19 protein-coding genes and 1 tRNA gene are annotated in these 20,568 nt (G+C 34.5%); 8 read left to right on the top strand and 12 right to left on the bottom strand.

The window, feature by feature from the left end:
* Positions 1-46: 46 nt before the first annotated feature.
* From Q0910_RS18060 to Q0910_RS18020, 9 genes are all read right to left on the bottom strand, one after another.
* A complete protein-coding gene (locus tag Q0910_RS18060) occupies positions 47-526 on the bottom strand; it encodes a biopolymer transporter ExbD (RefSeq protein WP_299219418.1) in 480 nt (159 codons plus the stop codon).
* Between the two features lie 19 nt (positions 527-545).
* The gene (locus Q0910_RS18055; RefSeq protein ID WP_299219416.1) at positions 546-1,163 is read right to left on the bottom strand and encodes a biopolymer transporter ExbD; all 618 of its coding nucleotides are present in this window, start codon (positions 1,161-1,163) and stop codon (positions 546-548) included.
* A gap of 482 nt (positions 1,164-1,645) precedes the next feature.
* Positions 1,646-2,128, bottom strand: coding sequence for a biopolymer transporter ExbD (locus tag Q0910_RS18050; protein ID WP_118459217.1), 483 nt, complete (start codon positions 2,126-2,128; stop codon positions 1,646-1,648).
* Between the two features lie 21 nt (positions 2,129-2,149).
* Positions 2,150-2,758, bottom strand: a complete 609-nt coding sequence (locus tag Q0910_RS18045; protein WP_299219414.1) for a biopolymer transporter ExbD — start codon at positions 2,756-2,758, stop codon at positions 2,150-2,152.
* Positions 2,759-2,760: 2 nt separating this feature from the next.
* On the bottom strand, positions 2,761-3,255 hold the full coding sequence (locus Q0910_RS18040) for a hypothetical protein (RefSeq protein WP_299219412.1): 495 nt from the start codon (positions 3,253-3,255) through the stop codon (positions 2,761-2,763).
* 113 nt (positions 3,256-3,368) lie between these two features.
* Positions 3,369-4,160 carry a MotA/TolQ/ExbB proton channel family protein gene (locus tag Q0910_RS18035; protein WP_299219410.1) on the bottom strand — a complete coding sequence of 264 codons (792 nt, stop codon included), beginning with the start codon at positions 4,158-4,160 and terminating at the stop codon, positions 3,369-3,371.
* An 82-nt stretch (positions 4,161-4,242) separates the two neighbouring features.
* Positions 4,243-4,330, bottom strand: a tRNA-Ser gene (locus Q0910_RS18030).
* Positions 4,331-4,400: 70 nt separating this feature from the next.
* Complete coding sequence (locus Q0910_RS18025) at positions 4,401-5,435, bottom strand: asparaginase (protein ID WP_299219407.1); 1,035 nt, start codon at positions 5,433-5,435, stop codon at positions 4,401-4,403.
* 58 nt (positions 5,436-5,493) lie between these two features.
* Positions 5,494-6,282 (bottom strand): TatD family hydrolase, encoded by a 789-nt coding sequence (locus Q0910_RS18020; RefSeq protein WP_299219405.1) that lies wholly within the window; start codon positions 6,280-6,282, stop codon positions 5,494-5,496.
* A gap of 295 nt (positions 6,283-6,577) precedes the next feature.
* Between Q0910_RS18020 and Q0910_RS18015 the strand changes: the two genes are divergently transcribed.
* Positions 6,578-6,775, top strand: a complete 198-nt coding sequence (locus Q0910_RS18015; RefSeq protein ID WP_299219403.1) for a hypothetical protein — start codon at positions 6,578-6,580, stop codon at positions 6,773-6,775.
* A 70-nt stretch (positions 6,776-6,845) separates the two neighbouring features.
* On the opposite strand, the gene Q0910_RS18010 is transcribed toward Q0910_RS18015, so the two are convergent.
* The 3 genes from Q0910_RS18010 to Q0910_RS18000 form a co-directional block, all read right to left on the bottom strand.
* Positions 6,846-7,133, bottom strand: a complete 288-nt coding sequence (locus Q0910_RS18010; RefSeq protein WP_299219401.1) for a hypothetical protein — start codon at positions 7,131-7,133, stop codon at positions 6,846-6,848.
* 125 nt (positions 7,134-7,258) lie between these two features.
* The gene (locus Q0910_RS18005) at positions 7,259-7,996 is read right to left on the bottom strand and encodes a hypothetical protein (protein ID WP_299219399.1); all 738 of its coding nucleotides are present in this window, start codon (positions 7,994-7,996) and stop codon (positions 7,259-7,261) included.
* Entirely contained in the window at positions 7,993-8,580 is a 588-nt protein-coding gene (locus tag Q0910_RS18000; protein WP_299219397.1) for a sigma-70 family RNA polymerase sigma factor, read from the bottom strand. The genes Q0910_RS18005 and Q0910_RS18000 overlap by 4 nt, the downstream gene beginning before the upstream one ends.
* Positions 8,581-8,713: 133 nt before the next feature.
* Here Q0910_RS18000 and Q0910_RS17995 point away from each other — a divergent pair, with 133 nt between their 5' ends.
* From Q0910_RS17995 to Q0910_RS17965, 7 genes are all read left to right on the top strand, one after another.
* Positions 8,714-9,754, top strand: a complete 1,041-nt coding sequence (locus Q0910_RS17995) for a hypothetical protein (RefSeq protein WP_299219395.1) — start codon at positions 8,714-8,716, stop codon at positions 9,752-9,754.
* A 158-nt stretch (positions 9,755-9,912) separates the two neighbouring features.
* Positions 9,913-11,895 (top strand): PKD domain-containing protein, encoded by a 1,983-nt coding sequence (locus tag Q0910_RS17990; protein WP_299219393.1) that lies wholly within the window; start codon positions 9,913-9,915, stop codon positions 11,893-11,895.
* Positions 11,876-14,476: a CHAT domain-containing protein gene (locus Q0910_RS17985; protein WP_299219390.1), complete on the top strand. Its 2,601-nt coding sequence runs from the start codon at positions 11,876-11,878 to the stop codon at positions 14,474-14,476. Before Q0910_RS17990 ends, Q0910_RS17985 begins: the two co-directional genes overlap by 20 nt.
* A complete protein-coding gene (locus Q0910_RS17980) occupies positions 14,473-14,910 on the top strand; it encodes a retropepsin-like aspartic protease (protein WP_299219388.1) in 438 nt (145 codons plus the stop codon). Before Q0910_RS17985 ends, Q0910_RS17980 begins: the two co-directional genes overlap by 4 nt.
* 337 nt (positions 14,911-15,247) lie before the next feature.
* Positions 15,248-16,210: a formyltransferase family protein gene (locus Q0910_RS17975; protein WP_299219386.1), complete on the top strand. Its 963-nt coding sequence runs from the start codon at positions 15,248-15,250 to the stop codon at positions 16,208-16,210.
* Positions 16,211-16,251: 41 nt separating this feature from the next.
* Positions 16,252-16,842, top strand: a complete 591-nt coding sequence (locus Q0910_RS17970; RefSeq protein ID WP_299219384.1) for a tail fiber protein — start codon at positions 16,252-16,254, stop codon at positions 16,840-16,842.
* A 145-nt stretch (positions 16,843-16,987) separates the two neighbouring features.
* Positions 16,988-20,568: Ig-like domain-containing protein (locus tag Q0910_RS17965; RefSeq protein ID WP_299219379.1), on the top strand; the 3,581-nt coding region annotated here is incomplete at its 3' end.

The raw sequence follows: 20,568 nt of genomic DNA, 5'->3' as shown, positions 1-20,568 counted from the left end.
TCCCGTGAAAGATCACGGGATTATACGAAAAAAACTTAAAAATACATTATTGTGCGTTATTTGATGCTTGTCCGGTTTTTGTTGTATAATTAATCTTAAGCATATGTACAGCTCTCAATTCCTTTTTTATATCTCCAACAAGTCCCATTTTGGTATCCTTATCTACTTTTAGGGCTGTTGTTAAAAAAGGTCGTAGTTCTTCAGGCTTAGATTTAATCTCTTCCAAAACAAAAGATTTAATCTCTTGAATAGGTGCAAACTTATCATTAAGTTGAATTTTGGCTTCTGTTCCTACATTTTTATATCTAGAACTAGGTTTGCCAGCATAAATATGTATGACCATATTTTTTCTATCTAACTTTTCAATCTGATCTGCATATGGTAATTCATTTTTAACAATCAGCGTATCGTTTCGCATTACTGTAGCAACCATAAAGAAAAACAGTAACATAAAAACAATATCGGGTAAAGATGCAGTCGAAATTGCAGGCAACTCAGTCTTTGGTTTTTTTTTAAATATTGACATCGTGAATAGTTTTAAGTTATTATAATTCTGCAGTTACAGGTTCTGCTTCTGAAAGTTTCTCTGGATACATAGATTGAATTTCTTTTATCCGTTCTCGAAGCTTCGTTTTATCACCGGAGTGATTGACATCTTTAAGTTGCGCTTTCATTTCTGTAAAAGATACACCATATATCCTAAGAGCTTCTCTATTTCGTAATTCATTATAAGCGCTTATAAGCTCATTCTGAACAGCGATATATGTCTCATAATTAGTTTCTCGACTATTGATTAGTGATATTATCGCTTTATTTGGGTTATCCGAAGATTTTGGATCTCTTACACCTTTGCAATACCTACAGTATTCTTTCTCTACTCCTCCACCATTATCTAAAAAAGCGATAGCTGCGGCTTTTAACTGTTCCAATCGTAAAGGTTTCTTCTCCACAAACAATTCATTAACCTGATTTAATTCTACCCTAAATAGGTTCTTTTCTTTAACACGAGCTTCAGGTTTGATTTCTTCCGGAGGTGGAGGTAATCTTCTACTAATTCCATAGTCTGTTTCAATGGTAGTGCTTACTAAAAAAAAGATGAGTAATAAAAAAGCGATATCCGCCATGGATCCCGCATTCACTTCTGGTGCTAATCTTCTAGCCATAATAATACATATTTAGTTAATAATTACTTACTAAATCACACACTGTAAACCTGAAGAGGTATTATTTGGAAGAATAAAACAATTCTAAGTCCATCCATATTTTATAGAAGCTTTGATTCATACAACTTAGAGCAGCTATTATCAAAACTAGGATCATCATAGAATTACAACTGTATTATTTCTACTATTCAATACCACTGGCTTGGAAGGTTAGATATTGATCAGATTAACAGATCACAGTTATAAATAGTAGCAACAATTGTTATGCCAGTATAACAACTTATGTAAAAATCAGGATTTAAATAATCAAAAAAAATGGAACTTACCTAATAGTTTATGAATGCATTATAGTTCCTGTAACTGTCATTATTTATCTTAAACTATTATTTAAATGATCGTTTATATAGAATAATCTCAAATTTAAGACATAAAAAAATCCCGCTAAATAAGCGGGATTTTCAATATATTAAAATCTTTAACTTTTACTGAATATTACCAGTAGCATCACCTTGTCTTGTGGTGTAGTTAATTTTTAGCGCTTGAACTTCTCTCAATTCTTTTTTAATATCGCCAACAAGACCCATATTGGTATCAGTATCAACCTTTAGGGCAGTAATAAGAAATGGCACTTCTTCCTCTCTTTTAGCAGCTCTTTCTGCTAACACAAAAGGTTTAATATCGCTTACCTCAGCAAACTTATCGTTTAACTGAATTCTTGCTTGCGTACCTGCACTTGCTGCATATCTAGAACTAGGTTTTCCTGCGTAGATATACATTACCAAGTTTTTCTTATCCAGCTTTTCTGTCTGATCTGCTTGAGGAAGTCTATTCTCTATTTTTAAGTTATTCTCCCTCATAACTGTTGCAACCATAAAGAAAAACAGTAACATAAATACGATATCAGGTAAAGACGCTGTTGAAATAGCGGGCAATTCACCACCCTTTTTCTTTTTAAACTTAGACATAATTACGTTTTTATGTTATACTTATTTCTTTGGTTCTGCTTCAGAAAGTTTTTCTGGATACATTAACTGTATTTGTTTTATCTGATCCTTAAGTCTATCCTTACTACCAGAGTAGTTCACATCCTTAAGTTCAGTTTCCATTTGAGTAAATGTCTTTCCGTAAAGTCGTTCTGATTCTCTATTTCGTAATTCATTATAAGCTGCAACTAATTCATTTTGTACTGCTATATACGTACCATAACTAGTTTCTCTATTATTACGTAGAGATATTACTGCTTTTTCTGGATTATCCGAAGAACTAGGATTCTTATCTCCTTTACAATAACTACAAGCTTCATCACCACTTCCTCCTCCATTATCTAAGAAAGCAACAGCTGCAGCACGTAAATCCTTTAACTCCATAGGAGCTTCTTCCACTAAAAGGTCATTATTTTTGTTCAATTCTACTACAAAAATATTTTTTTGCTTTAGAACTGGAGGCTCTACTGTTTCATCTAAAGGCGGTGGTAACTTACGACTAATACCTCTATCCGTATCAATGGTTGTAGTAACCAGAAAGAATATAAGAAGTAAAAATGCAATGTCCGCCATAGATCCTGCGTTCACCTCAGGTGCTGATCTTCTTGCCATAATTATTTACCTATTAATTTTTTAACACCTGATAATCCCATCAGGCCAACAGCAATAGCTGCCAAAAAGTAGAAAGCATAAATACCAGCTCCTACCAACTTAGATCCACTTTCAGAAAGCACTTCGCCATCTTTCATTGGTGTCTCTACACCTTCTGCCATTGCATAACCTATACCGAGAACGATTAAGAACGCAACAATTCCAATACCAGCATTTTTTAGACCAGCAGGATTTTTAGCTAAAGCTGAAAAAACAGCAATTAATGTCGCTATTATAATAACAACAAAAATAACCAATGTAAGATTATACATAGGACTCACCAATGAAGTAGCTTCTGCAAAAGCCGATGAAGATGTATCTTTCACCAAATCTTTCGCTTCTGTAATACCATAGTTATCCATAAGTGTGGTAAAATTACCGTTCATTAAGAACAATAATATCGCACCTATAGCACCTATAGCTAGTACAACGTATGATAAAATTTTTGAAATTTTCATGTGACTAATTTTTATTGGGTTGTTATAATTCAACAACCCTATTTTTAAATAATAAATGTTCTAATATGCTATGAAGATTTTATTATCTTAAATAAAATCTAAACAGTCATTTATTATTTTTTGTTTTTGTAAGCTACTAACATATCGATTAAAGTAATCGATGCATCTTCCATATCATTTACTATACTATCGATCTTAGCGATAATGTAGTTATAGAATACTTGTAGTATAATTGCAACAATAAGTCCAAATACCGTAGTAAGAAGTGCTACTTTAATACCTCCTGCTACAAGTGATGGTTGCATATCTCCTGCTGCTTCAATTTTATCAAATGCGTCAATCATCCCGATTACCGTACCCATAAACCCAAGCATTGGAGCAAGAGCGATAAATAAAGATACCCAAGATACATTTTTCTCTAATTGTCCCATTTGTACACCACCGTAAGCAACTACTGCTTTTTCTGCAGCGTCAATACTTTCGTCAGCTCTATCAAGACCTTGATAGTATATAGAAGCAACTGGGCCTTTTGTATTTCTACAAACTTCTTTTGCCGCTTCTACTCCACCACTATTAAGAGCATCTTCTACATTTTGTTGTAGCTTCTTACTGTTAGTAGTAGATAAATTCAAAAAGATAATTCTTTCGATTGCTATCGCAAGACCAAGAATCAAACATAAAAGAACGATTCCCATAAAGCTAGGGCCTCCTTCTATAAAACGTTTTTTAAGGTTTTGGTGAAAGGATTCCTCTGCTGCTGCAGGTTCCTCAGCCTGAATTGTTGTTGTTATTGGAGCAATTAATAATTGCACGTTTGCCGTTAACTGGGCCGGAGCAGTGGCTGCTTGCATATTTCCAAAAGCCATTACTGTTGCGATTGCCAGAATAGAAAATAGTCTTTTCATTGCGCTGATTCTTAATTTTAATTAGTTAAAGGGTTAAAGATAAAAAAATATTACAAAATCCATTAAAAATTTAATAATAATGCAGAGAGGAAGGGATTCGAACCCTCGATACGCTTTTGACGTATACACACTTTCCAGGCGTGCGCCTTCGACCACTCGGCCACCTCTCTATTAAAATATTTGCCAAAAAAATGGTTGAGCAAATAACAAAAAAAATGTTAACTACTAAAATTTGGGGCGTTAATTTTCTGACATTTCACCTCGTAATGAAGTTTCATAAATGGTTTTGAGCACTTTAAGAGGCAATTTTTCTCCTAACAAATACATCAATTTAGCCACAGCCGCCTCCGTTGTTATATCTTTTCCTGATATAACACCTGCTTTTTTTAATGCAACACTCGTATCATACTTACCCATTTCTACACTACCTCCCGCACATTGTGTTACATTTATTACTGGTATTCCTTTTTTAATTGTATCAGAAATAATATCCAAAAACCATGATTTGGTCGTAGTATTTCCCGATCCATATGTCTCAATAATTATACCTTTTATTACTTCTGAAGAAAAAATACTTCTTAAAATCATTTCATTTATTCCCGGAAACATTTTAATTATGACAATATCATTATCAAAATGTGTGTGGTACACCATTTTTTTTCTGCGATTAACAACTTGTAAAAAAGAGGTGTTTACCTTAAGATGAACTCCCGATTCCACTAAAGTGGGGTAATTAAGTGATTGAAACGCCTTAAAATGCTCTGCATTTATCTTTGTGGTTCTATTAGCTCTAAGCAGTTTATACTCAAAATACAACCCAACTTCTGTAATTACTGGCTTTCCTTTTTTTTGTAGAGCCGCAATCTGCACTGCGGTTATCAAGTTCTCTTTGGCATCAGTTCTTAGATCACCAATTGGCAACTGAGATCCGGTAAAAATAATAGGTTTTCCTAAATTTTCGAACATAAAACTGATAGCAGAAGCAGTATAAGACATTGTATCACTACCATGTAATACTACAAAACCATCATACTTTTCATAATTAGAATTAATGATACCTCCTAGTTCTTTCCAGCGTTCAACATCCATATCAGAAGAATCAATAGGTTCTTTAAAACTTATAGTCTCTATATTACAGTCCAATTGTTTTAGCTCAGGAATATTGAGCAATAATTCATCAAAATCAAAAGCTATTAAAGCTCCTGTTTCGAAATTTTTGACCATACCAATCGTACCTCCTGTATAGATCAATAATATATTTGGTGAAGTCTTCATTGAAACCATATATTTATTGGTCTCACAAATGAACAAAATTTATATTACAATCTGCAACCTATATTCCGAATATATCTTTGGAATTTTCTGTTGTAATTCGGGCGATTTCTTCTGGTGATTTTTCATAAATCTCAGATAACTTTTCTACCACCTGAATCAAATAAGAACTTTCATTTCTCTTTCCTCGATATGGAACGGGCGCTAAATAAGGAGCGTCGGTCTCTAGAACAATGTTTTCTAAAGAAAACTCATTTAGAAATTTGTCTATTTTACCATTTTTAAACGTTACAACTCCTCCAATACCTAATTTCATGTTATATCCGATAGCTCGTCGAGCATCATCAATTGTGCCTGTAAAGCAATGAAATATACCAAATAAATCTTCTCCTTTTTCGGATTCTAAAACCTCAAACACTTCTTCAAAAGCATCCCGGCAATGAATCACTATAGGTAGTTTATATTTTTTAGCTAGCTTAATCTGATGTCTAAATGAATCTTGTTGTTGTTTAAGAAACGTTTTATCCCAGTATAAATCTACCCCTATCTCTCCAACTGCATAGAATTTTTTATCGCTATTTTCACTTAGTCTTTTTGCCAGCTCTTCTTCTACATGCTGGAGTTCTTCTTTATAATTTTCTTTAACATGAGTAGGATGCAATCCCATCATTAGAAATACATTATTTGGGTATCTGCTTTCAATATCATACATAGATTGCGTATAACCAGAATCGATAGCTGGAACAAAAAAACGTTCTACTCCAGCAGAAATAGCTCTCCGCATCATTTCATCCTGATCTTCTTCAAAAGATTCACTATAAATATGCGTGTGTGTATCAGTAAATATCATGTCGCAAAAGTAACCAAATTTAGATTTTACAAAACCTTTTATTAACGAGAATAATAACACTTTACTGATTTGAGGTCTTAGCAAAATATTATTGTTAAAAAAAAACTAATACTTATAGGGAATTTGCGCCTAATTTTAAAAAGTTGTATCCTCGAATAGACAATGACACAAATCAATTTGTATTTACATAATTCGATGAATTACAAAATAGAATAGTTCATTATCAATCCTAAAAAGGAGCAAGTCGAAAATCCTAACTAATAATAGAGTAGACATATTCTTAAACTATTTCAAAATGAAAAATTTATTAAGTCTAAACGGAACCAAAGTAATTACTCGAGACCAACAAAAAAGCATAAAAGGCGGAATGCCAATGCAGAACTGCAGTAACGATAGCGATTGCGCAAGTTTTGGTGATTGTTTTGTTTGTTTACCTATCGGTCTATGTTTTATGTTTTTTGACAAACCTTGTGGCGGTCCGGACCCAGAATAACATACAACTAAAAAAACCCTGAGATCTCAGGGTTTTTACTTTTAATACTATATTCTAAATAAAAATACATTTAATTAACACTAATAATTCGTTCTAAAGGAATAATTGTGGATTGCTTTAGAATGACCGATTTATCGGTAATTCCCCAAATGGTTGTTTCTACTTTTTTAGCTCCTTCATCATCTGCAAAAACTATCTTCACCTTTAGGTGTTCTAAATTACCCAAACTCAATCCTCTTACCAATTTACGGTATCGATCACGTTTAGATCTTTTATCGCTTAAAACTTCTTTATGCGGAAAATGCAGATGCTTTATTTGCTCTTTTTGTATTAATTGTATTTGATCATTTACCCCCATGATATATGCTCTTTAAATTTTTAAGAAAAACATTGCTATAATTCACTAAAAGTTACATAATACAACGCTTCTATTAAAGAAAATATTGTTAATTAACAATTTAAACGTCAATGATTTATGAAGATTTAAAGTTTTTTAAGCAATTTTTGTGCTTGCTGATAATCTTCAGCTTCTTGAGGTAAAGATTTTAATAATTCAGTACAGCGGCCTATATTTTTTTGCTTTAACTGATTCAAAGCCTCAAACCAGATAGCCTTGTATTTATATACGGATGTTCCTTGTCGGAGTTTTTCGAAGATCTCTGACGCTTTTTCGTGTTTATCTTGTTCCACCAAAGTGATTCCTAAGTAAAAAAGATATTCTGAATTGGAGTTATCATTGTTTAATAATTCTAACAAATATTTCTCCGCCTCCTCATAGTTTTCAGAATTAAAAGAAGCTTCGGCTTTCTTACTAATTTCATCCTCGCTTCCTCTTTCCGTAATGGATAATTCTGGTATCGAGGCAAAGTCATTATAAGCTGGATCACTTTTAGTAAATGTATATACCCCTAAAACAATCGCAACACTTGCAGCAACCGCATATGCCCAAGAAGGTATTTTTATTACTTTGGTTTCTTTTTTAGCTTGTTTTTTCTCAAAAAACGAATCTCCTACTTTTTTCAAATTCTGTTCTAAATCAGATTGCTCCTGTTCTAAATTCAGATTAGCATCCAAATAAGAACTCCATTCTTTATATATTCTGAATTCTTCAGCAATCGCCTTATCCTCTTTGATTATTTGGGATAGCGTTTCTTCTTCCTTATTAGAAAGCTCCTCACTAATTTTTCGCTCAAAAAGCTCATATTTTTCTTCTGGGGTCATAACAAATTCTTTATTTTATTATACTTAGGAGCGCTTTGAACCATTTTTGTTAACTGGCCAATACATAGCGATTTCTTCTTGCGGACATACCCATAGGATTGCCCTAATTTTGACGCTACTTCTTCCATAGATTTTATAGTAAAAGTGGCTTTTAACAACTCTTTACATGCCTTTCCTAATTGATCAAACACTTCTGTAAAAAGTTTATTTCTAGCCTCAAAAACTACGGTTTCATCAGCATATTGAACACTCTCGTCATTAATAGATACGACCTCTTCATTAATTGTTACCTCTTTTGTGGTATTCTTTTTTAACTCATTTAGCCACTTCCGTTTACAGAGTAAAAAGAAATAAGCATCAAACGGACAAGTAAGCATTAGTTCTTTTTCTTTTGCTTGCTTATATATTGTAATTAAAGTTTCCTGGATTATATCCTGAGCCTTGGATTCGTCTCCACTATTCTTCTTTATGTATCCTACAACTTTAGGAGCGAATTTTTCATAGATCTCTTTAATAACTATGCTGTCATTATTTAAGAGAGCTTCGATATATTTCTGGTCAGCATGCGCTTTGTTATTTCCCATAAATGATTTGGTCTGGACATCTAAATTAAAAAAGTTTTTAAGAAAGAGGGTAACAAAAAATTAGTGTTGTTGATATGAAGATGTAAACAACAAAATTTAGAAAGTCCATAATGGGCAATTAAAACTAAAAAACATGAAAACAAATAGTACAACAATTGCATTACTGAATAGTAGTAAGAATGTAAAACAAAGAATGATTAACTTTTTACTTTTAGGTGTAAGCATTCTTTTATTAGCGAGCTGTAGTAGCAATGATGACAATGACATTATTATCGAACAATTTCTTGATGGATTAGAATTAGAAACTGAGATTATCGAAAATCGTGAAGAAGCTTTACAAACAACTATTCTAAATGCTGGCGGTTCTGGTGAGGTATATGGATCAGAAGGTACCATCTTATATTTCCCTCCCAACAGCTTTGAAGATCAAAATGGTGATCCCGTTACTGGTTCTGTAACTATTGAGTTAATTGAAATTTATGACAAGGCAAAAATGTTATTAACTAAAATGCCCACCAATGGAAAACGTCCTAATGGTGATGTTGAAACATTAGTTTCTGCAGGTGAGTTTTTTATCAATGCTACTCAAAATGGAGAGCAATTACAATTAGCTAATGATTTTCAACTTTTTGCTCCTGCAGATGAATTTGATGAGGATATGAGAATTTTTAATGGTCAAGATAATGATTGCAATGGAGACGAAATGCAATGTGATATTGTATGGGAAGAAGATGAGCAGGGAGGTTTAGAACCTATGCAAAGAGAAGGTCCTAATGGACAGGGAGTTTCTGGATACGGAGGTTTTATTAGCAACTTTGGTTGGACAAACTTAGACCGCTGGTATAATTATGAAGGTCCTAAAACAATAGTATATGCAGATGTTCCTGAAGGTTTTGATAATACCAATAGTAACGTATACATATCTTATGACGGAGAACCTACAGCATTAGCGCTATTAGATATTTACAACTCAGAAACTGGTTTATTCTCTGAACATTATGGGTTAATACCCATTGGATTAGAAGTACATTTCATTTTCGTATCTGTACAAGATGACCAATATGTATATGCAATCCAGGGAGCAACCATAGGAGAAAACCACACAGAAGTAATTGGCGCTACCAGTACTGGAACAGAAGCAGAATTAGTTGCATTAATAAACGGTCTCCCGTAAACAAAACTCACACTGAAATATGCATATTAGGTAATGGGGGTTACAGCAAATTTCAGCAAAAATTCCGGAAGTTGACCTTCCGGAATTTTAATGTACTAAAGATTGTAATATCTGCGATTTAACTTTTTGTTTATCTTTATTAACACTAACAACAAATCATGAATAGATTTTCGGCTTTATTTACAATCGTACTGTTTCCTTTTTTCTGTATTGGCCAAATATTAACCAATGATACCATACCCAGAATAACACCAATATCATATGAAATCCAAGGTAATCAGGTAAATTACAAGGCAGAAATGCCTCCTCTTAATCAAATTGCTGGTGCTCCTAAAGCCTTCTATACCTATTATTGGGAGTTCGGAGACGGTAATTATAGTTTTAAGGAAAAACCAGCACACACCTATAAAAAAAATGGCAAATATGATGCTAAGCTATGGGCAACAAACAACTATGATAACGGAAAACCTCCTGCGAGTAGGCCAAAATCTGTAACAGTCGATAACGCACAAGACGAAGCATCTATTGAAGGTAATTCTCCTTTTACTGAAGATGATGATTTAATTTTAAAAAGAAATCGCGAACCCGTTCCTGATCAAGAAATGGTGTTTATTACTAGCTACAAGAACAATAATAACTATATCTCCAGCGGAAAATTATATCTATTTTATAATGACCGACAATTTAAGAATGATAATTTTACTATAGAAGATACTCGATTACATTATGGAGAACGGATCGTTCCTTTGGATGGTGTTTCTTCAATACTTCCAGAAAATGATGATCATACTTTATTAGCTTCAAATAATATTTCTTTGCTATATAATAAAACGCTTTTTGTACAAGACACTACCAAGCGAAGGAACTTTCCGCTTACATTAGAGGAATCAAAAGCCTTATACCGAAGTTATCAGATCATAGAATTTGACGATATGAAACCCGGAGAAGAGCGCAATATCTTTAGAACACTAAAGACTACTCCGGAAATGATCAAAGACACCAGTGCGATTGTAACGCTAAGAAGTGTATATGTCCCTGACAATAATTTTGATGATCATACCGTAAAGGATACTGAGATGGAAATTGTGACTTCTCATGATCCCAATAAAATGTCTTCTAATGGTTTTTTAATGAATTATCGTTTAGTGAGATTTAAACGATTAAAATTCAAAGTACGATTTCAGAATAACGGAGAAGGTCCTGCTAACACAATAAAACTAGAAGTGGATACCCCAGAAATGTTTGACAAATCTACACTTAGAATTGAGGGCATGTATCCGGAATGTCCAATTTGTCCAAAAGAACGAGAAGTAAATTACAGTTGTCTGGACACTATTTTGAAAAAAGATAAAATCATATTTCAATTTAATAGAATCTATCTTCCCGGAAGTGAACAGAAAAATGTAGCTGAAATTGATTCTACTAAGGGGTTTGTAAAATACTCTATGAAATTTGGCAAAAAATTCCACAAGAAAAAAACGAGAAGCAAGACTGCTATTTATTTTGACAAAAACGATCCTATTATTACTAATTATGCCACTACGCGATTCTTACCGGGGATTTCGATTGGTGCAAAAGCAGGATACATTACAGTTCCTGAATTAAACAATCAAAGAGAATATTTTGTAGGAGCTACGCTTTCTCCATTCAAATCTTATAGAGGATATTATCAAGTAGAACTACTATTTTCTGCATCTTCATTTGATGAAATAAGAAATTTTGAAACTAGGTCTACACAAGCCAATGGAATAGAAAATCTTATTGAATTCTCAGAAGCAAACAAATACAATAGCATCTCAGTATATGCGGTACCAGCTTCTTATCGGTATAACTTCACTAATTTCTTCGCTATGGGAGCCGGAATTCAATTAAAACTGGATCTCACAAGCACAAATGATCAAGAAACAACAGGTACAGGGTTTATTATCGAAGAACAAGGGCAAATAATCACTCCTGATCGAGATTTAGACTCTTTTGTCGTACAAGAAATAGATGATACTTTTACCAATTTTCAAACCGGAGTTTTTGTTGGAATGAATCTAGGGGCTGTTCGGATCGGACCCAGTCTTGGTATTAGGTACGTATACAACTTCGATGCTCCAAATTCTCAAATTCAGTTTTATGGGATTTGGAAATTTTAAAACACTCTTCTTAATTTTCGTTTTTCTGTGTTTGGGAAATGATGTAGTTCTTGCAGAGCAAAAAACCAAGACTTCAAAATTTTTATACAATCAATTAGATTATTTTCTAAAAGATTCATCAAAGTCGCAATTACATAGATTAAGTAAAATCACAGCTTCTAAAGAAGATCAACTTTTATCTAAAGAAGACAAACTTGCGTGGGTTATTGTTCATGCTAATATGGGATATTACTATAATCAATTTGGAAGCATCCCCACAGCTATTGTCTACTATGAAAAATCCTGGAAAACCTTCAATAATAACAACCTCAAAAATTATGATATCATTGAAAACTGCCTGCAACCTCTAGGAAACTTATATCTCAAAATTGGGGATTTACAAAAAGCAGAAAATACAATTACTAACTATTTATATTTGGCGGAGCAATCTCAAAATACGGCTAAAATAATCTCTGCTATCACAAACCTATCTATTGCTTATAACAATCAAAGTAATTATCAGAAAGCGATTAAGGTGCTCCAAAAAGGTGAAGAAATAGCTCCAAAAAACGTGAACATTCTAACAAATTTAGCTACTAATTATCTAGATTCCGGAGTAATGGAAGAAGCTAAAAAGCATGCATTAAAAGTAATTTCGATAGATGTCACCCAGGTAAATGCTTACCAAATCTTAGCAGCAATCGCTCTAGAAAACAAGGAACTACAAAATGCCCAAAACTATATCCACAAGGCAAAACTTCAGCTATTAAAAAAACCAAATACATCAGCTCGAGATATTGCAAAATGGCAATTGGCGTATATAGATATTCTGCTTTCTAAATCAGCATATACTGAAGCATTAAAAAATCTTAAAGAAATCTATGCATACCTACTTCCTGAATATTCCTCAGACATGGATTTTCCGAAAAAGGAGATTCTTATAGCAGACAGAGTCTTAATCAAAGCATTAGATGTACAGGCCTATATCCATCAACAATTAGATGAGCCGATTTTAGCCATTAATGTGTTCGAGGCAGCTTTTGAGGTAAACTCAAAATTAAATACAACGTACCCGTTACAGGATACAAAAATTATTCAGCACAGTCAAAACCGAAATCGTACCGAAACCTACATTGATCTTTTGTATTCCATGTACATTACAACAAAAGATGCGAAGTATCTCATAAAAGCATTTGAAGCAGCAGAAAACTCTAAAGCACCTTTTGTAAATGAAGCATTGCTATCTAAACAACTGCTGTCACAGTACAAAAACGATTCGTTAGTAAAGAAAAACAAACAACTTACTAACGAAATAGCAACATATGACACATACATTTTACAAGAAAAACAAAAAGAAGACAAGGCTGACATCTCACAAATTCAAAAACGGGTATCGGTGTATGAAATGAAATCTATAGAACTTAAGGATGTAACTCAAAGGCTTCAGAAAAAATATCCCAATCTTCTTTTTAAGCAAAAAAAAATCTCAATTACGGAGCTTCAAAGAAAGCTAAAACAAGATGATCTTACCTTAATTGAATATTTTTTTGGTAAAAAAACTGTGTATCAATTCAAAATTGATGCAGATTCAATTGAAATAACAAAAACTCAAGATATTGAGCATTTTAGAAGTGTCATCCAAAATTATATACGTTACTTTAATAATTCATCCACTATTGTTAACAATGTAAAGAGTTTTTCGGAAAGTAGTTTTGAACTATATAATATTCTAAAAATTCCTAACACTAAGAAGCTACTAGTTATTCCTGATGGACTACTCAATTTTGTTCCTTTTGAAACATTATTGACTAAAAAAAGTAATGTTTTAAGTTTCGAGAAGATGCCATTCTTGTTAAAATCAAGTATCATAAACTACGAAATTTCCGCAGGTAAATATTTAAGATCAAATAGCAGGGACACAAAATTAAACATTCTAGGAGTGTTTCCGGTTTTCGAAAACACCAATCTAGAACTTCCTTTCTCTCTTGAAGAACAAAGCCACATACAACAAAAATTTGATGGTGTGTTCTTAGAAAAAGAGGAAGCCACTTATGCACGTTTTCTGGATGAGACAAAAAAACATTCGATTTTACACCTATCTACCCACGCAGAAGCAGGAAGTTTTTCAAGACCAGCTTCTATACAGTTCATAGATCAGAATATTCTGGTAAATCAGTTATATGGATTGCAATTAGAAGCAGACTTAGTCGTGCTCAGTGCTTGTGAAACAGGTATAGGCACTTTGGCCAAAGGAGAAGGTCCGCTTAGCATTGGTAGAGGATTTCAATATGCAGGAGTACAAAATGTATTGTTTTCGTTATGGAAAGTAAATGACAAAACTACTTCTCAGCTAATGCAATATTTTTATCAAAATCTACATCTTTCTAACTCCTATGTATACGAATTGCATAAAGCAAAATTGGATTTCCTTGAAGCAAAAGAAATCTCTAATACTCAAAAATCACCGTATTACTGGGCTTCATTTGTGTATTATGGAAACTATCAATCTCCAACTGAAGGAAAATCAAATTGGATATTTATAATCGGAGGGTTCTTATTAATTATACTATTTTTGTTCGTGATTCGACAAAAAATAAAATGACAACACTCCGCCAGTTTCTAATTGAAAAAGAATATCATCGTATTAAACTTGTGTATACCAAAACCAATCATTTTGAGGTGAAAGCAATGCTTAATGGTATAGAGGGTAATTTTATTGTAGATACTGGAGCCTCTAATTCGTGTGTTGGTTTTGATGCAGTAGAAAAATTTGATCTTTTTGCACAGGATAGTGATGTAAAGGCAGCTGGTGCTGGCGCTACAGACATGCTCACACAGCTTTCTAAAAAAAATACGCTACAGCTTGGCAAATGGTCAAAAAAAAGTATTTCACTTATTTTATTTGATCTTACTCATGTAAATACGGCGCTTATCGCACATCAAGCGGAACCAGTAGATGGGATTATTGGTGCTGATGTTTTAAAAAGAGGAAAAGCCGTTATAGATTACGATCAAAAGTGTCTATATCTTAAATAAATAATTTTTCTGAATCCAAGCTTCTTCATCATCACAATTCTAGTTTTCAACAGAAACTGATCTAAATAGCAGCACTATACACTTCACTTTATTTCTTTAAACCAAAAGAAAATACATTTCCACACAAAAAGGACGATATTATAAGGCTAAAGGTTCCTCTAAAAAGCAGGGAATTATCATTAGCAAACACTTTCACTAAAATTCAGGTAATTATACGTATTGATCAATTTTAATACTCTGTTTAGTTTTGATACACAGAGAAATCAGAAAAAATTATCTGAATAATTTAATCAATATAGCTAGATGTATGTCTGGCGGATTGTAAAACCTTGAATTCATGAAAACAATACTTATCGGAAGCTTTCCTGTCTGCCTTTCTGTATATAACAGCCTATCTAAAGATAATCATTTGGAAGCTGTATGTTTTCAGGAATCTGAAGTTCCGAATCCTAAGGAGAATTTTTGGTTTACCTCCATACAGAAAGAAGGTCTTGACACGTATCTCATCAATAAACAAAATATTAGCACCGCATTCAAAACCTGGTTAGTAAATAAAGCTCCTGATTTGGTATTGGTTTGTGGTTTTTCTATCAAGATTCCTAAAGAAGTATTAGAAATACCAAAATATGGTTTTCTGAATGTTCATTTTGGAAAATTACCAGAGAATAGGGGTCCTGATCCACTATTTTGGTCTATAAAACAAGGAAAAAAACAAACGGCTATCACTATTCATCAGATGGATGAAGATTGGGATACTGGTAAAATTCTATTAGAACGACCTGTTCCTATAATTCCTGGAGAAACCTTGGGAATGGCTAATTCCAAAATGAGTTATATGCTTGATGGGGTTATTCAAAAATCAATTCAGCTGGTAACCGACATTAAAAACTTTAAACCTCAGCCAACAAAAGAAATTACATATTACAACAGACCTATAGAAAAAGACACTACGATTTCCTGGGAAACCCAAACTGCAGATGAAATAGAAAATTTAGTGAATGCTTGCAATCCTAAATATGGTGGAGCAATTACATATTACCAAGGATCTCCTATAAGAATTCTGGAAGTTTCTCCTGTAGACAGTCAACCATTACTTGGCAAAACTGCTGGTGAGATCATCCACGCACATCCACAAGAAGGATTGTATGTGTATTGTAAATACGGAAAAATACTAAGAATAAATGCTATTAGTTCTGATGCAGGCATTTTATCAGGAACAAAATTTGTCCATCTAGGAATACGACAAGGACATTGTTTTATAACAAGTATAAGAATAAAAGAAGAACAAGTTCATTACTAAATAACTTAAATCAATTTATTAATCTTTAAAATTAATTATTTATGGAACCTTTTTTAGGACAAATTATATTATTCGGAGGAAATTTCGCTCCTAGAGGCTGGGCGCTTTGTGACGGGCAATTATTACCAATTTCATCAAACAGTGCACTTTTCTCAATACTGGGCACAGTGTACGGTGGAGATGGCAGAACTACGTTTGCACTTCCCGATTTACGGGGTAGAGTTCCAATGCACGCTGGAAACGGGCCCGGTTTGAGTAATCGTAGATTGGGTTCGAAAGGAGGCGGAGAAACACATACCTTAGTAACTCCCGAATTGCCTTCTCACAATCACTTAACACAAAATTCAGAAAGCACGGATCAAACTATTCTATTAAGTACGGAAAATGCAGTGAATGAAACTCCACAAGCTGGTGATGTACCTGCAGTGGCACAATTTGGTACAGGTCTAAGTGCTACTAAGGTAAAAGCTTTTGGACCACCAACGAACCCTGTAAATGGCCAAACTATTAGAAGTAATGCTGGTTTAACTATTTTAAATAATGGAGGAGGCCAATCACATAATAACATGCAACCTTATTTGACAACTAATTATATTATTGCTTTACAAGGACTATTTCCTTCAAGAAGTTAATGATAAAATAATTTATAAAAAGTAAAAACCTCTAATGAAATTTTATTAGAGGTTTTCAAAAACCAAGAATAACCCTCAATTTATTCCAAATAAAATTAATACCTTTAGTTAAAGGTAAATTTTCCCTAACAAAACAGTTAAACATATGAAACATTATTACTTCAAATCTTCGCTAATTCCGATTGTATATTTTGTGTTTTTTTTAATTCACAAACAATCATATGGACAGACCCCAACTACGATGGAGTTTGGAACATCGACAATCGTCATAGCCAATGGTCTAAATCCTAGTGCTGATCAAAGTTTTAGCACTCTATTAAACGGATTTGATGTATCTATGACCTCTTCAAATTCAAGAATTATTGCTTTTGCATTATCAGGAAATGGAGCAGGTACAAATGCTACAGCAGGAGGATCTGACGCTGCTTTATTCTTTGGGGGTGGTTCTCTCGGAACAACAAATTCATCTACTTTATCCACAGATTCAGGTGGTGAAATAGGCATTACTAGTTTTGATTTTGCTTACGAATATAATTCTGCACCTACAACTTTATCATTTACTGCGTCTGGAAAAAAAGACGGAATAGAAGTAGGAACAAAGATTATTAATGCATTACACAATACTTTAGTGAACGTTGATTTAACAAATCCAACAACAGGATCTTTCTCAGATATTGATGAATTAGTATTAACTCCATCTTCTCCAATTATTGGAGGATGGTCAATAGACAGTATGATTATAATAGCTGCTGTATCAACAAACTCTGCTCCAACGGCTTCAAGCTTCACTGCTTCATCGGGCCCATTTGAGGATCAAACATATACATTTGCTACTGCTGATTTTAGTTATAATGATACGGATAGTGACCCTTTAGACAATCTATTAATAGAAATTCTTCCTGCTATAGGGACGCTATATGTAGATGCCAATAGCAGTGATACTTTTGATACTGGTGAACAACTTTCTATGGGCTCAACGGTTTCAAAAGCTGATTTAGATGCTGGGAACTTACAATATATACAGACAGGCTCAGTAAATACATCTTTTCAATTTGAAGTTAATGATGGTATAGAAAACAGTACTGGAAATTATGTGGCTACGCTTAATGTAACCGCCGTTAATGACGAACCTAGTTTTACCGCGGGGGCGAATGAAGTAGTCAATGAAGATGCAGGTGCACAAACAGTCAACAACTGGGCAACCAGTATTGATGATGGAGACTCAGACGCTACACAAACTTTGACATTTACAGTAACCAATGACAATAATTTACTGTTCAGCGCACAACCAGCCATTAGTGCTTCTGGTAATCTAACCTATACTCCTGCTGCAAATGCTAATGGTTCTGCAACTGTAGATGTTGTACTCTCAGATGATGGTGGAACTGCGAATGGAGGTGATGATACTTTTACTACACAACAATTTACAATTACTGTAAATGCCGTTAATGACGAACCTAGTTTCACTGCGGGTGCGAATGAAGCTGTTAACGAAGATGCAGGTGCACAAATTGTAAATGGGTGGGCAACTGCCATTGATGATGGAGACTCAGACGCTACACAAACTTTGACATTTACAGTAACCAATAACAATAATGGATTATTTAGTGCGCAACCAGCTATTGATGCAACTGGAAATCTAACCTATACTCCTGCTGCAGATGCCAATGGTTCTGCTACCGTAAGTGTAGTATTAACAGATGATGGAGGAACTGCTAATGGAGGCGATGATACTTTTGCTACACAGCAATTCACAATTACTGTAAATGCAGTGAATGATGAACCAAGTTTTACTGCGGGTGCGAATGAAGCTGTTAACGAAGATGCTGGCGCACAAACTGTAAACGGATGGGCAACTGCCATTGATGATGGAGACTCAGACGCTACACAAACTTTGACATTTACAGTAACCAATGACAATAATTCACTGTTCAGCGTACAACCGGCAATTAGTGCTTCTGGTAATCTAACCTATACTCCTGCTGCAGATGCTAATGGTTCTGCAACAGTAAGTGTTATACTCTCAGACGATGGAGGAACTGCGAATGGAGGTGATGATACTTTTGCTACACAGCAATTCACAATTACTGTAAATGCCGTTAACGACGAACCAAGTTTCACTGCGGGTGCGAATGAAGCTGTTAACGAAGATGCAGGTGCACAAACTGTAAACGGGTGGGCAACTGCCATAGATGATGGAGACTCAGACGCTACACAAACTTTGACATTTACAGTAACCAATGACAATAATTCACTGTTCAGCGTACAACCGGCAATTAGTGCTTCTGGTAATCTAACCTATACTCCTGCTGCAGATGCTAATGGTTCTGCAACAGTAAGTGTTGTACTCTCAGACGATGGAGGAACTGCGAATGGAGGTGATGATACTTTTGCTACACAGCAATTCACAATTACTGTAAATGCCGTTAACGACGAACCAAGTTTCACTGCGGGTGCGAATGAAGCTATCAATGAAGATGCGGGTGCACAAACTGTAAACGGGTGGGCAACTGCCATTGATGATGGAGATGCTGATGCAATGCAAACATTGAGTTTTAATGTATCAAATGACAATAATGTATTATTTAGCGCGCAACCAGCTATTGATGCAACCGGAAATCTAACCTATACTCCTACTGCAAATGCTAGTGGTAGTGCAACGGTAACCGTAAGTATTTCTGATAATGGTGGAACTGCTAACGGTGGTGATGACACTTCTGATGATCAAACATTTACCATTACTGTGAACTCCGTAAATGACGAACCTAGCTTCACTGCGGGTGCCAATGAAGCAGTCAACGAAGATGCAGGTGCGCAAACTGTAAATGGATGGGCAACTGCCATTGATGATGGAGATGCTGATGCGATGCAAACATTGAATTTTAATGTGTCAAATAACAATAATGCATTATTTAGCACTCAACCCGCTATTGATGCAACTGGTAATCTAACCTATACTCCTGCTGCAGATGCTAGTGGTAGTGCGACGGTAACCGTAAGTATTTCTGATGATGGTGGAACTGCTAACGGTGGTGATGACACTTCTGATGATCAAACATTTACCATTACTGTAAACTCCGTAAATGACGAACCTAGCTTCACTGCGGGTGCCAATGAAGCAGTCAATGAAGATGCTGGTGCACAAACCGTAAATGGATGGGCAACTGCCATTGATGATGGAGATGCTAATGCAATGCAAACATTGAATTTTAATGTGTCAAATAACAATAATGCATTATTTAGCGCTCAACCCGCTATTGATGCAACTGGTAATCTAACCTATACTCCTGCTGCAGATGCTAGTGGTAGTGCGACGGTAACGGTAAGTATTTCTGATGATGGTGGAACTGCTAACGGTGGTGATGACACTTCTGATGATCAAACATTTACCATTACTGTAAACTCCGTAAATGACGAACCTAGCTTCACTGCGGGTGCCAATGAAGCAGTCAATGAAGATGCTGGTGCACAAACCGTAAATGGATGGGCAACTGCCATTGATGATGGAGATGCTAATGCAATGCAAACATTGAATTTTAATGTATCAAATGACAACAATGCATTATTTAGCGCGCAACCAGCTATTGATGCAACTGGAAATCTAACCTATACTCCCGCTGCAGATGCTAGTGGTAGTGCGACGGTAACAGTAAGTATTTCTGATGATGGGGGAACTGCTAACGGTGGTGATGACACTTCTGATGATCAAACATTTACCATTACTGT

It is taken from the genome of uncultured Aquimarina sp. (assembly GCF_947495315.1).
GTDB lineage: Bacteria > Bacteroidota > Bacteroidia > Flavobacteriales > Flavobacteriaceae > Aquimarina.
Note: the sequence above shows the minus strand (reverse complement) of the source record. Positions and strands in the feature narration are given on the sequence as shown.